The organism is Streptomyces sp. NBC_00775, from assembly GCF_036347135.1.
Taxonomy (GTDB): domain Bacteria; phylum Actinomycetota; class Actinomycetes; order Streptomycetales; family Streptomycetaceae; genus Streptomyces; species Streptomyces lutosisoli.
Map to the genome: position 1 here is coordinate 8,835,576 of NZ_CP108938.1, position 13,492 is coordinate 8,849,067.

Here is a 13,492-nt window from a genome sequence, read left to right on the forward strand (position 1 = left end):
CGCGCCCACGCGGCGGAGCCGCATAGGCGACACAGCCCCGCGCCCCTAAAAGATGACACTCACCCCAGGCGTTGAGCCAAGCCCCCGGTGCACCTGACCTCATCTCCCGCCGTGATCAGCAGGGCCTCGATGTCCGGGAGCGACTCCAGCCAGTCCAAGGCCTGGCGGGAGCCCATCGCGAAAGCCGCTGTTGCCCAGGAGTCCACCCAGGTCAGGTGGGGGCCCACCACGGTCACCGCCACCAGGTCGGTGACCGCGGACTTGCCGGTGCTCGGGTCGACGATGTGGGCGCCGCGCTCGACTGTGCCGGAGGTGGCCACGGCCAGTTCGTCGACGCCGGCCGCGGAGACCACGGCCGCGAGTGAGCCCGGGCGGAGCGGGTCCGAGATGCCGACCCGCCAGGGCCGGTGCGATCCGGGCACGCCGTACAGCTGGACGTCGCCGCCGCCGTTGACGCTCACTCCGCTCGCCCCGGCGGCGGCGAGGTGCCGGGCCGCGCGCTCCGTCGCCCAGCCCTTCACGATCCCCGTCGGGTCGAGCCGTCCCTCGTACCTCGTGCTGAACCAGCCCTCGCTCAGCCGCTCGGCCTCCGCGCCCAGACCGAGCACCTCGGCGACCTCGGGATCGCACTGCTCGACGCTCAGTTCACCGCGCGCCAGCCGCGAGATCTGGCTGTCCTCGCGGTAGGTGCTGAACACCTCGTCCACGCGGTGGAGTTGGGCGATCGCCTCCTCCAACGCCGCCTGGACAGGGCCCGGTTCTCCTCCCCGTACGTCGAAGGAGAAGACCGTGCCCATGACCTCCTCGGCGTGGCGCAGCGCGGGCGGCGCCTCCGCGGACTCAGCCACCGGCCTTGTCCAGGGCCGACTGGAGGGACTGCTTGTAGCCGCCGCTGGTGTAGGTGGCGCCGGAGACGGCGTCGATGTCGGCGCTCCCGGCCGCGACGGCTTCCTGGTTGAGCTTGGGTACGGCCAGCGCCGTCTTCTGGCTGCTGGTGCCGCCGCTGGGTGCCTGGACCGCCTCGGCCTTGGTGATCTTGTCGCCGCTCAGGGTGATGCGGACCTGGACCGGCCCGTACTGGGTCTGGGCGACGCTTCCGGTGATGATGCGGGCCTGCGTGGCGGGGGCCTGGGTGGCCGGTGCCTGGGGCGACGAGGACGAGCCCGAGGACCCGGCGGCCGACCCCGAGGATCCCGACGTACCGCTGCCCGCGGTCTTGGCCTTGTCCAGGGCCGACTGGAGGGACTGCTTGTAGCCGCCGCTGGTGTAGGTCGCCCCCGAGACCGCGTCGATGTCCGCGCTCTGTGCGGCGACGGCCTCCTCGTTGAGTTTGGGGATGGCCAGGGCGGTCTTCTGGTCGCTGGTGCCGCCCGCGGGCGCCTGGACGGCCTCCGCTTTGGTGATCTTGCCGCCGCTCATGGTGAGCCGTACCTGGACGGGCCCGTACTGGGTCTGGGTGACGCTTCCGGTGACGGTCTGCGAGCCCGTCTGTGACGCGTTGCCGCCCTGGGGCGACTCCTGCCCGGCCGCCGTCTGCTGGGGCGCCGTTCCGCCCTGCGCCGACGCGGCGGCCGGATCGGACGCGGGCTTCAGCGACAGCAGCAGGACGATCCCGGACACGGTGGCGGCGGTGGCGAGCACGACGCGCCGAATGGGGTGGCTCTTCTTCATCGCTCCTGACTCCCGTCGCTCACATCTCGAACGACTCGTGATGGATGCGGCGGGCGGGGACCCCCGCGCCGCGCAGTGCTTCGTACACCTCTTGGGCGAAGCCGGGCGGCCCGCACATGAAGACGTCGTGGCGGTCGATGTCCGGCAGCTTGCGGCGCAACGTTTCCGCCGAGATGTCCGGGCGCTCCCCGCCGGGGCTGTTGACCGCGTACATCAGCCGGGCCCCGCGCTCCTTGGAGATGACGGCGAGCTCGTCCCACAGCGCCAGGTCCTGGGTGCTGTTGGCCCGGTACAGCAGCGTCAGGTCGCCGGACGCGCCGGGCAGCGTCTCGAACAGCGCCCGCATCGGCGTGATCCCGACGCCGCCCGCCACCAGCAGCACCTTGCCGCGGCTGCGCTTGCCCGCCGTCAGCGCCCCGTAGGGGCCCTCGGCCCAGACCCGGGTGCCCGGCTCCAGGTCACGCAGCGCGGAACTGTGGTCGCCGATCGCCTTCACAGTGATACGCAGCATGGTGGGGCGGGGCGCCGCCGACAGCGAGTACGGGTGCGAGCTCAGCCGCATGCCCGGCGCCAGGAAGCGCCAACGGAAGAACTGCCCGGCCTCGGCGCCCATCCGGTGCAGCTTCCGCCCGCTGATCAGCACCGACACGATCCCGGGCGTCTCCTCGATCACCGCCTCGACCCGCATCCGGTGCTTCAGGTTGAGCCGGATCGGCGAGAGGATCCGGTACCAGACGACGAGCGCGGTCACCGACCCGTACAGCCCGTACCAGACCGTCTTCGCGGTGGGCTCGACGGCGAAGTCGTTGCCGGTGGACAGCTGGTGCCAGAACGTCAGGAACACGGCGGCGTACGTCAGCAGGTGGACGTGGTACCAGGTGTCGTACGGGATCAGCCGGCGGACACCGCCGATGGAGATGAACCCGATGAGCACCAGCAGACCCGTGCCGATCGCGGCCTTGCCCATGTCGGGCAGCTGGTTGACCGAGTCGATGGTCTGCTGGACGATCCCGCCGAGCCCCTTGCCGGACTGCAGGGCGTAGCCCCACATGGTCAGGAAGAGATGGGCCAGGACCAGACAGATCGTGTACCGGCCGCTCATGGCGTGCCAGCGGGCGACCCGGTCGGAGCCCACCCGGCGTTCCAGGGCGGGCACCCGGGCCATCTGCAGCACCACGAGCGCCATCAGATAACCGGCGAGCAGCCCGGTGATCCGGCCCGCGTTGAGGATCTTGCTGTTGTCGTCCGCGATGGACGGGGTGTTGTTCCACCACAGCCAGATGACCCCGGCCGCGCCCGCCCAGACGGCGAGCAACAACGGGACGGCGGGCGAGCGGCGTGGGCGAATACGGCGCATGGTCTGGCGCCGCGCGGCGCGACCACCGGCGATCGTGGACACGGTTCCTCCGTGTGTCGTCCGTGGGGACGGGGCGAGGGGAGTGGCCCCCTGGCCCAGAGATACGGTCCCCGACGGCCGTGCGTTCAGAGGCCCGCAGAGTCCAGTGCCGACTGGAGGGACTGCTTGTACCCGTCGCTGGTGTACGTGGCCCCCGAGACGGAGTCGATCTGCGCGCTCTGGGCCGCCAGCGCCTCCCGCCTGAGCTGCGGAATCGCGTAGCTGTTGATCTCCTGGTCCTTCGGGTTGTCGGTCGGGTAGGCGACCGCCGTGACATCGGTGATCCTGCCGTTCTTCACCGTCACGCGCACCTGGACGGGGCCCCAACGGGTCTGGACGGTGTCGCCGGTGACCGTCTTGGTACCCGTGCTCTTCGTGGTTCCGGAGCTGCTGGGGGAGCCGCTCGGGGAGCTTCCGGATGTGCTTCCTGATGAGCTTCCGGAGGACGAGGACTGGCCCGACGACGAGGACGCCTGGACCACGGTCGGCGGCGTGTGCGGCTTCAGCGACAGCAACAGGACGACACCGGTGACGGTGGTCGCGGCGGCCAGCGTCACTCGCCGCAGCGGACGGTTCTTCTTCAGGGCGTGCAAGGCGGCCTCACAGCTCGAACGACTCGTGGTGGATACGGCGGTCGGGGACCCCCGCGGCGCGCAGCGCCTCGTACAGGTCCCGCGCCATCGCGGGCGGGCCGCAGAGGTAGATGTCGTGCCCGGCGATGTCCGGCACGGCCTCGCGCAGGGATTCGGCGGTGAACCGCGGACGCGTTCCGTCGGCGCCGTTGACCGCGTACAGGACGCGCGCCCCGCGCCACTTCGCGATGGCCTCCAGCTCGGCGCCCAGCGCGAGGTCTTCGGCCGTCCGCGCCCGGTAGAGCAGCGTGAGGTCGCCGGGCAGCTCCTCGAACAGGGCGCGCAGCGGGGTGATGCCGACGCCGCCCGCGATCAGCAGCGCCTTGGGCGCGGTGCTCCGCTCGGCGGTCAGCGCGCCGTACGGGCCCTCCGCCCACACCCGGGTGCCGGGCCGCAGCAGCCCCACGGCGGCGCTGTGGTCGCCGAGTGCCTTCACGGTGATCCGCATCAGATCGGGGCGCGGCGGCGCCGACAGCGAGTACGGCGTGGAGGTCCACCGCATCCCCTCGGCGAGGAACCGCCAGCGGAAGAACTGCCCGGCCTGGGCCTTCAGTTCGTCCAGCCGCTCCCCGCGTACGACGATGGAGAAGACGCCCGGCGCCTCGCGGTACACGGACTCGACGCGCAGCTTGTGCCGCAGGTTCAGCCGCACCGGCGCGAGCAGCCGGAACCACACCACCAGCGCGGCCGTGCCCAGATAGAGCACGTACCAGGCGGCCCGGGCGGCGGCGCTGCCGACGAAGTCGGAGCCGAGCGCGAGCTGGTGGAAGAAGGCGAGGAACACGGCCACGTAGGTGAGCAGGTGCACGTAGTACCAGAACTCGTGGCTGATCCGGCGGCGGGCCACGCGCGCCGAAGTGATCCCGACGGCGAAGAGGATGAGCGTGCCGATCGTGGCCTTGAGCATGTCCGGGTAGTCGAACACCACGCTCAGCGTCTCGTCCACGATGCCCGACCCGTCCTGGGCGGCGTACCCGAAGAGGATCAGCGTGACGTGCGCGACGAGCAGGCAGACCGTGTACCGGCCCGCCATGGCGTGCCAGCGGGCCACCCGGTCGGAGCCGATGCGCCGCTCCAGGAGCGGGACCCGGGCCATCAGCGCCACCAGGATCGCGCAGCTGTAGCCGCACAGCAGCCCGCAGATCCTCCCGGCGTCCGTCAGCCAGCCGCCGAGGCCCACCACCGACCGGGTGTCGTACCACCACAGGGCGACGACCGCGGCGGCGCCGGCCCACAGCAGGGCCAGCAGCGGCCCGGCGGGGGAGGGCCGGGGGCGTCGGCGCCCTCGTGCAGGGCGCGGGAGGGCCGCCCGCTCGTACGTCGTGGTCATATGTCCGTCCTTCCGGATGTCCGGGAGGAAACTGTGCGTCCGGAACTTCTGAGGACGCTCTGAACGGATGCGCGACGCCGCCCCACGGCGGACCGCTCACCGAGGACTCAGAGAAAACTCAGAGGCGGGAGGGGGCGGCGCGACCTCGCCGAGGGGTGATCCTGGAGAGGACATGAACACTCCCCGCTCCCGAGGCAACGGCCGGCTCGCGCTCACCCGGCCCGACGGCACCCCTGTACGCGTCCTCGTCGTCGACGACGACCCGGATCTCGCCGAGGTGCTCTCCGGGGCCCTGCGCTATGAGGGCTGGGAGGTGCGCACGGCGGGCGACGGGGCCTCGGCCGTCACCGAGGCCCGGGAACTGCTGCCCGACGCCGTCGTCCTCGACGTGATGCTCCCGGACACCGACGGTTTCGCCGTGCTGCGCCAACTGCACACCGTGAAGCCCGACGTCTGCGTCCTCTTCCTCACCGCGCGGGATGCCGTCGAGGACCGGATCGCCGGCATCACCGCGGGCGGCGACGACTACGTCACCAAGCCGTTCAGCCTGGAGGAGGTCGTCGCCCGGCTGCGCGGACTGCTGCGCCGCGCGGGCATGGCCCGGCAGCTGGACGAGGGGCCCCGGCTCACCGTCGGCGACCTGGTCATGGACGAGGAGGCCCGCGAGGTGACCCGCGGCGGCGAGCTGATCGAGCTGTCGCCGACCGAGTTCGAACTCCTGCGCTTCCTGATGCGCAATCCGCGTCGCGTCCTCAGCAAGGCGCAGATCCTCGACCGTGTGTGGTCGTACGACTTCGGCGGCCAGGCCCATGTAGTCGAGCTCTACATCTCGTACCTGCGCAAGAAGGTGGACGCGGGGCGCGAACCCATGATCCACACGGTGCGGGGCGCCGGCTATGTGATCAAGCCGGTGGCGGGACGATGACACCGCGGCGGTGGGCGTGGGTGACGCGGCCGTGGGCGTGGGTGAGGCGGCGATCGCCGTGGCTGGGAGCGGGCCTGCGCGGGCTGCCGCGCCCGCGCACGATGCGGGCCCGGCTCACCGCCGGGCTCGTGGTGCTGCTCGCCGTCAGCTGCGCCGCCGTCGGGGTGGCCGCCGTGTACGAACTGAACGGCTTCCTCACCGGGCGCCTCGACCAGCAGCTGTACGACGTGGGAGCGCGGTACCCCGCGAGCCTGGAGCACCCGTCCGGCACGCCGAAGTCGGACCACGACGGCGACGAACACGGCGACACCCGCAAGCAGAGCCCGGGCACCTTCGGCGCCCGGCTGGTGGGCGGCGAGGTGACCAACGCCGCGGTGGTCCCCTCCGGCGCGGTTGCCGGCGATCAGAACGTGCCCCTGACCGCCGGCGACAAGAAGGCCCTGGCCGGCGTTCCGGCCGACGGCCGCGCCCACACCATCTGCGTCTCGGGCCTGGGCGACTACCGGGTGCTGGCGACGAAGGGACTGGACGGCGACGTCCTGATCACCGGGTTGCCGATGGAACCGGTCCAGGCCGCGGTGCACCGTCTCGAACTGGTCGCCTCCTGCGTGTTCGGCGCGGCCCTGGCGATCGCCGGTGTAGCCGGAGCCTTCTGGGTGCGCTGGTCGCTGCGCCCGCTGAGCCGTGTCGCCGCTACCGCCACCCGGGTCAGTGAACTCCCGCTCGCCAGTGGTGAGGTGGCGTTGCCGCCGCGCGCGCCCGAGTCCGACCCGCGCAGCGAGGTGGGCCGTGTCGCCGGTGCCTTCAACCGCATGCTCGGCCATGTCGAGGACGCGCTGACCAAGCGGCACGCGAGCGAGGAACGGCTGCGCAGCTTCGCCGCCGACGCCAGCCATGAGCTGCGCACCCCGGTCGCCTCGGTCCGCGGCCACGCGGAACTGGCCCTGCTGCACCCGGGCCCGGTGCCCCCCAAGGTGACCCGTGCCCTGGAACGCATCGCCGCCGAGTCGGCCCGCATGGGCGAGATGGTCGACGACCTGCTGCTGCTCGCCCGCCTCGACGCGGGCCGCCCCCTCGAACAGCTTCCCGTGGACCTCACCCACCTCGTCCTCGACTCGGTCACCGACGCACGGGCCGCCGGCCCCGACCGCCGCTGGACCCTGGAGCTCGCGGAGGAGCCGGTCACGGTGACGGGCGACGCACACCGACTCCAACAGGTGTTGGCCAACCTGTTGGCCAACGCACGTTTGCACACACCCGTTGACACCAAGGTCACGGTGTCACTGGAGGTCGACGACACGACGGCCGTCCTGACGGTCCACGACGACGGCCCGGGAGTCCCGGAGGACGTCCAGCCCGGCGTCTTCGAACGCTTCACCCGAGCCGATCGCCGCCGCACCGGGGGCGCGGGCGGTGGCGCGGGGCTGGGCCTGTCGATCGTGGCGGCGGTGGTGGAGGCGCACGGCGGCACCGTTACGCTGGAGAGCCGGCCAGGAGCCACGGCCTTCACGGTCCGGCTGCCCGTCGCCGTAACCGAGTAGGCCATGCCGAAAAGCGAGGAGCAGCCCCTGCCGAAGCCCGAGCAAGCCTCTGCTGAACCGCTCAGGTCAGCCCGCGGAGCCGCAAGAGGATTCGGGCGTCATGGACGTCACCGCGTCGCGGTCCAGCGTGACGCTTCCGCTCCCGCCGTCCGTCAGGCGAAGGATGACCCCACCGGGCCCCAGGCCGAGCAATTCCCCGCACTTGTCTCCGCTCGGCGTCGTGACGCGGACCAGATGGTCCGGCAGCGTGTCGGCCGTCGTCCAGAAGATGCCGATCGCCACGGCGACGAGCGCGATCCCGCCGACGCAGCACACCGACGCGTACCGGAGGAAGCGAGTCACCCGGACCACCTCGGTATCGGTCCATCGGCGCAGCGCCTGCCCGGCCAGCAGGAGACGGCGCCCAGGATTCCCATGCGCCGCTCGCACGGCGAGGACGGAACCGATGACGAGCAGCAGGAAGGCCCCGGCGAGGAGTGCCGTTGCCGTGTGGCGTGCGGCTGAAGGAAGTTGGTCGAGGCTGTCCCGACCCTTCAGAGTGACCAGGACGGCGACGAGTGCGGTCAGACCGGTGAGCCCGGTGCGCCAGCCCTCGGCCTGTCGTCGCAGCTCGGGCAGTTGGGTGAACTCCAGCTCACGCGCGAGCTGTGCCCATCTCCTGTCCGACTGGGCGCTCACGGCGCGTCATCCTTTGTGAGTGTGGACACGCGCCAGCTCGCTCCGCAGCCTATGGGGCTCGCGTCCGAGGGGATGTTCGGATGGGGGTGGCTGCATTCGCAGTAGTGCACCTCAAGTTTCAGCACAGCGACGTCGGAATCGATGTCTGGGGCCGTCTCCGCGGCCTTCAGCCAGGAGAGCAGCCCCTTGGTCCCGCTGCCGGGCAGTCCGTGCCCGTATTCGCTGGCCGTTCTGCCGTGACAGCGGGGGCAGTTGCCCTCGACGACGACGCTGCCGTCCGCGTACGAGCGCCCCCGGAAGGGGGTGGGCACCTCGCCCATGTGCTCTTCGGCGTAGACGGCGTCGAAGTCGTGGGGTGGGTGAACCGGGTTAGTCATGGTCCTTGTCCAGGTGTAGGTCGAACATCGTGGCGTACAGGCGCAGTCGGCTTCGGATCCACGCCTCGCACTCGCCGGTCGCGTCAGCGGCGAGCGTGACGTGGCGCGGTGACATAAGGCCTTCGACGGCGGGGAGTCTGCCGTCGAGGTGCTCGGTGAGGAGGATGAGGTCCTGCCAGAGAGGGATGGTGTTCGGGGTGGGCGGCAGCACGCTCGCCGTGGGCCACAGGGGGAGGTAGGGCTCGATACGGCGGACGGTTTCGGGGAGCGGTTCCCCGAGCCTGCCCGCGAGGCTGACCAGGTCGAGGGGGCTGGGCGGTTCCTCCTCGTCGGTCAACCGGTGCTCTGAGGAGAGGGCCACGAGGTCGTGGCCGCTCGGGACCGCCCTGGGCAGCGCGTCGAGTGCTTCTCGCGGCAGATCCGGCACCAAAGCGCCGAGGGGGCGCAGCGCGGCGAGGCGTTCGTAGGCGGTGCGCGTGTCGATCTCGGAATCCTTGGCGTAGGCCGCGAGAGCCGCAGGTGTCAGCGACTTCCATGCGTAAGGGAGGTACTCGCCGTTGGCATCGAGCGTTTGATACGTCAGAGCCAGGCATTCGCGGTGGGTGGGGCGGTACTGCGCGAACTCGTGCGGAAGTGGGGGCACGGCCAGTCCGAAGCGGTCGGCGTCCCGGCGGGCGATCTCCCACACCTCCTGGAGGGCTTCGTGAAGAAACTCGGCGGATTGGAAGAGCGCAGCCGTGGTCAGATACTCCGCAGGGCAGTCCTCGGAGCTGTAGGAGAGGTCCTTGCCGGAAAGGACGTACCGACTGCGCAGCGGCAGATCCGCCCACGCGAAGATGATGTCGATGTTCTCCGGAAGGCTGACACCCGCCGTCTGCAGTTCGTTGACAGCACCGGGGAGCTCTGCGTCCTTCTCCGTCACATGGGCGGCATAGGCGAGTTCGTTCAGACGGACACCGTCCTCCAGTGGGCAGTCGTACTCGGCAAGTTCTCCCACGAGTTCCACCGCCCGAGCGGAGGGGACCAGATGCCGGCCCTGGGAACCGTGTGTGTAGCGGCGTTCATGCACCATGTCCATGCTCGTGGCGATCCGCGCCAACTCTTCCTCGGCTTCGCCGAGGTCCGCTCCCAGGCGCTCGGCCATGGCGAAGGTAGCGGCCCACGGCAGCACTCGCCGTCCGTCGGGCCCGACCCAGGTGAAGGACTTGAGGACGGCGAAGGCATCCTCGTCGAGCTTTATCCATGCGTCGACTTCCGCGGCGGCGGGGGTGGTCCAGCCGAGCCATTCGAACCGGGTCAGTGTGTCGAGGATCTCCGAGACCGGCGCATGGGTGCTTTCGCTGACCGCGCGTACGTCCTCCGGTCCACTCACACGCCGTACGGAAGGGGTGAACGGTTGGGAGATCAGTAGATGTGCGATATCCCTTGCTGTGCACACGTAGTTCTCGTGATGGGTCGGGACGTCCGGAAAAGGCGCCACGCGCAGCGGCGCGTACCGCGCGCAACGCCCGATGACCTCTCCCAGCGGCATTCCCAACTGTTGCGAGGCGAGAACCAAGTTCCCAAGTTCATCGGGGTGTCTGCTGGCGTCGGCCACCCAGCCAAGGTTTTCGGCGGTGTCCAGCCGACGGGTGATGGCTCTGTCGAACTCGTCGGGAACCCACGACGGATCTTCCCCCGTCACGGGCGGCGGGCCTTCGCTGGTGTGGGCGATGCGCAGTCGACGCTGGCGTCTGACCACGTCACGCACCGTCTGGCCGTGATCCGCTGCGTGTCTCACGACCTTCCACCACATTTGCTGGGTGTCCGTGGGCAGGGACGCGTCGCCCGGTCCCGGCACCGGATAGCCTTCCAGGCTCAGGGGGGCGGACGAGGCGAAGGAGCCGTGCCTCATTCCCAGGGCGGCGTAGCGCCACGGCGCGAGCTGAGGGCGCTCGACGTTCGATCTCTTCGACTGGGCACTGGAAATGTACGCATTGTCGAGGTGGAACCACCCCTCGATGTCGAGTGCGTGCGACTCCTGCATGCCACGGCGTACGGCGATGCCCCGGCCACGCCACTCGTCGTGGAGTACCTCGGCGACGGGCCGGTTGCGCCGGTCCAACTGCCACAGCCACTCCATGGTCAACTGCGGCCAGTCGACGAGTGCGGCCGCCCCCTTGCGCCAGTTCTCCTCCGCCCAGTCGGCATCGAAGTCCTGGAGCTCTTTGCGGCTCACGCTGAGGCGCCCCGCGTGCGGGCCGGTGAGATTGAGTACGAAGCCGAACGGCTTCTGGTCCGTCATGATGCCGTCGCACAGCACCGCGCCCTCGCCGGGCACCCACCACAGCACATCGCGCACGGCTTCCAGCGGCTCACCGTCGGTGCTGTCGGGTGCAGGCTGCAGGACGTCCGGCGTCCACATGTGCGGAACGCCCGCAGAGTCGCTCACCTCCAGGCTGAACTCGCTGACCCTGATGAGCTTCCGCAGGGCGTTGACACAGGACAGACCCTCCGCCACCACGTTGCTGCGGAGATACAGCCTTACCCGCGTGCCGCCTCTGGCCATGCCGTCACCAGAACCGTCATGGCGCTGGATGCGAAACAGGCTGCCACTGCTCGGGATGTCCACCTGGAGGGCGTGTTTCGCCGGAATGCCCTCGGTGCTCACCTGGCGGGTCACGATGGTCATCTCGTCGGCGAGCATGAAGTAGCTGAACACACCGATGCCGAAGCGGCTGTTGGGGTATAGCCGCAGCGCGGAGTCGTGACGCAGCCACCGGGACTGTTCGCGACGGAACGCCTTCGACTGCTCGAATCGGCTTCCCGCGCGCGTGAAGGTGTACTTGAGCTGCTCCGCGCTCATGCCCACGCCGTTGTCCCGGCACTCGACGTAATGCCCGCGCTCGTCCTGGCCCTGGGTGATGACGATCTGGCCCGACCAGTTGTCCGGATCCGAGCCCGTGTTCCGCAGATAGGACCAGCGCATCGCACGGTAGCGGCAGGCGTCCATGGCGTTCTGATAGAGCTCGCGCAGCGCCAACTGCGGTTCACCGCCGTACAGTTGCTCGCCCATCAGCAGCTCACGCACTTCGGTCTGCGCGAGGTGGAAGCGGAGCAGTGGGATCTCGTACGAAGGTCCGCGTGACGTCCGTCGTGGGCGGACGTCACGAGCCGTCACCTTGGTGGGTACCCCCACGAGCAGGGCGGCCTCGGGTTCCGGCAGGCTCTTGGCCAGTCCCGCGATCTGCTCGGCGTGCTGGTGGCCCTGCTCGGCGATCTCGGTGAGTGCCGCGTGCAGCGCTTGATGCGGGCAAGGCGCGTCCAGATGGAGGGCGTCACCGTCACGTGCCCAGCTCAGCCTGCGGGCGATGCCGATGACCTCCTGCGGCAGGACGGGGTCGGTGACTGCCAAGTGCTCGGCCACCACGTCCGGGAAGGACCGCACGTCCACGGCCAGGGTGGCCGCGAGACGCAGTAACCGCGTCAACGGACGTATCCGGAAGCACTGATGGCCATCCGGCAGGAGCACCTTGCTCAGGGCGTGGGTCTCCTCGCCGTCCGGCGGTTCCTCGCCCCCGATGGCTGCCGCCGTGGCCCGCAGGAGGTCCGCGAGTTCGTGCACCCGGTCGTCGGCGACCGCGTCGCGCGCGCCGAGTAGAGACTTCGCGAGCGTATGGGCCGGCTCGGAGGGCACCGCCGCGTCGTCCGTTTCGAACCGTTCTGCGATCCAGCGGTGCACCAGCCACATTGTCACGGCGGTGACGTCCTGATCACGGTCCCGCGCACGGCACTCGGTCACCTTGCGTGCCACGCGCGCGTGCTGGTCGACGATCTGCTCGTAGTGTCTGCGGTGGGCACCCCCGTCCGAGCGCCGTTCCAGGTCGTACGGGGTGGCCTCCACCGCCTGGCTCAGTCGGTTCGCCCAGGCGGCCTCGTGGAGGAAGGGAGCCGCGACCAGGGCCGCAGCCTCGATCGCCGAGAGTGTGGCGGACTCGGGCATCAGCTGAGGCAGCCGGTCCTGCAGCAGGCGCACCGGAAAAGCGTCGTCGTTCCACGGATCCGGAGCGGGTAGCCGGTCCTGCGCCAGATACAGCGTTCGCGCGCATTGCTCCACGAGAGCGTCCAAGGACCCCTGGAAACGGGACACGCTTCTCTGGTCGCTCGCGACGACGCGTTGCCACAGCGGAGTCTTGTGCACGGCATCGCGCCAGGATTCGAGGAGTTCGCGACCGGTGCAGATCTCCCTGCCCCGGGTTTCCTCCTCGGAGTTTGTTCCATACCGGATCGTCGGCGTCTGGGTCAGACCGCGGAGGCGGCGAGCCCCTTCGTGCGTCTTCGCGCGCGCCATGTCGAAGACCTGTTGGACCGTCCGCGCCGGCGTCATCGGTCCCAATGCGTCGGCGAGGGAGCGGGTGAAGAAGCTGCCCTCCGATGTGTAGCCGCTGCGCTCGCCGGCGGAGCAGCCCATCATCACGGCGAAGCCACTGCCCGGCGGGCCGTTGTCGCTGCTGTTGCCGAACGGATCACCGCCTGCGGTCATATCGGTGCGGCATGCGTCGATCAGCCACAGGACGGTGTCCGCCTTGCACTCCTTGAGGAGCGGGCTGATTTTCGCGGACAGCAACGAATCTACGTAGGGTCCTTGCCAGTTCCCGTCGCTTGGCGGTGTGACGTCCGCCGGGACCAGGAAGTCCTCAGTGCCGACTCGGACACCGTGGCCGGTGAAGTACACCAGGAGGGTGCCGCCGACGGGTACCTCGCGGGCCACTTCGTAGAGCCTCGTACTGATCTTGGACTTCACCGCGTCCAACAGCGTTTCGACCTCGTACCCCGCCCCCTGGAGTGCCGTGTCCATTAACTGGAGATCGGTCGCGACCACGGTGTCGAGAGGCTCTGTCAGACCGGGTGCCGAGGGCACGTTTCCGACACCGATCAAGAGAGCCCTGTGTGCCTGTTGCAT

General features: G+C 70.0%; 10 protein-coding genes. 2 read left to right on the forward strand and 8 right to left on the reverse strand.

The genetic code is table 11. From position 1 onward, the window contains the following. Positions 1–59: 59 nt before the first annotated feature. From OIC96_RS39240 to OIC96_RS39260, 5 genes are all read right to left on the reverse strand, one after another. Positions 60–848 carry an FAD:protein FMN transferase gene (locus OIC96_RS39240; RefSeq protein ID WP_330303265.1) on the reverse strand — a complete coding sequence of 263 codons (789 nt, stop codon included), beginning with the start codon at positions 846–848 and terminating at the stop codon, positions 60–62. Beyond that, positions 841–1,671 (reverse strand): FMN-binding protein, encoded by an 831-nt coding sequence (locus OIC96_RS39245; RefSeq protein ID WP_330303264.1) that lies wholly within the window; start codon positions 1,669–1,671, stop codon positions 841–843. The genes OIC96_RS39240 and OIC96_RS39245 overlap by 8 nt, the downstream gene beginning before the upstream one ends. Before the next feature lie 19 nt (positions 1,672–1,690). Continuing rightward, positions 1,691–3,028: a ferredoxin reductase family protein gene (locus OIC96_RS39250; RefSeq protein WP_330310025.1), complete on the reverse strand. Its 1,338-nt coding sequence runs from the start codon at positions 3,026–3,028 to the stop codon at positions 1,691–1,693. A 125-nt stretch (positions 3,029–3,153) separates the two neighbouring features. Next, positions 3,154–3,660, reverse strand: a complete 507-nt coding sequence (locus tag OIC96_RS39255) for an FMN-binding protein (protein ID WP_330303263.1) — start codon at positions 3,658–3,660, stop codon at positions 3,154–3,156. A 7-nt stretch (positions 3,661–3,667) separates the two neighbouring features. Continuing rightward, complete coding sequence (locus OIC96_RS39260; protein WP_330303262.1) at positions 3,668–5,029, reverse strand: ferredoxin reductase family protein; 1,362 nt, start codon at positions 5,027–5,029, stop codon at positions 3,668–3,670. A gap of 172 nt (positions 5,030–5,201) precedes the next feature. Here OIC96_RS39260 and OIC96_RS39265 point away from each other — a divergent pair, with 172 nt between their 5' ends. Together OIC96_RS39265 and OIC96_RS39270 are read left to right on the forward strand one after the other, a co-directional pair. After that, positions 5,202–5,954 carry a response regulator transcription factor gene (locus OIC96_RS39265; RefSeq protein ID WP_330303261.1) on the forward strand — a complete coding sequence of 251 codons (753 nt, stop codon included), beginning with the start codon at positions 5,202–5,204 and terminating at the stop codon, positions 5,952–5,954. 101 nt (positions 5,955–6,055) lie between these two features. Further along, positions 6,056–7,495 (forward strand): sensor histidine kinase, encoded by a 1,440-nt coding sequence (locus tag OIC96_RS39270; RefSeq protein ID WP_330310024.1) that lies wholly within the window; start codon positions 6,056–6,058, stop codon positions 7,493–7,495. A 66-nt stretch (positions 7,496–7,561) separates the two neighbouring features. Here OIC96_RS39270 and OIC96_RS39275 read toward each other — a convergent pair whose 3' ends face one another. The 3 genes from OIC96_RS39275 to OIC96_RS39285 are packed head-to-tail and all read right to left on the reverse strand — an operon-like array spanning position 7,562 to position 13,492. Further along, positions 7,562–8,173 carry a hypothetical protein gene (locus tag OIC96_RS39275; RefSeq protein WP_330303260.1) on the reverse strand — a complete coding sequence of 204 codons (612 nt, stop codon included), beginning with the start codon at positions 8,171–8,173 and terminating at the stop codon, positions 7,562–7,564. Next, positions 8,170–8,550, reverse strand: a complete 381-nt coding sequence (locus OIC96_RS39280; protein WP_330303259.1) for a hypothetical protein — start codon at positions 8,548–8,550, stop codon at positions 8,170–8,172. The genes OIC96_RS39275 and OIC96_RS39280 overlap by 4 nt, the downstream gene beginning before the upstream one ends. Next, positions 8,543–13,492 carry an HD domain-containing protein gene (locus tag OIC96_RS39285; RefSeq protein WP_330303258.1) on the reverse strand — a complete coding sequence of 1,650 codons (4,950 nt, stop codon included), beginning with the start codon at positions 13,490–13,492 and terminating at the stop codon, positions 8,543–8,545. Before OIC96_RS39285 ends, OIC96_RS39280 begins: the two co-directional genes overlap by 8 nt.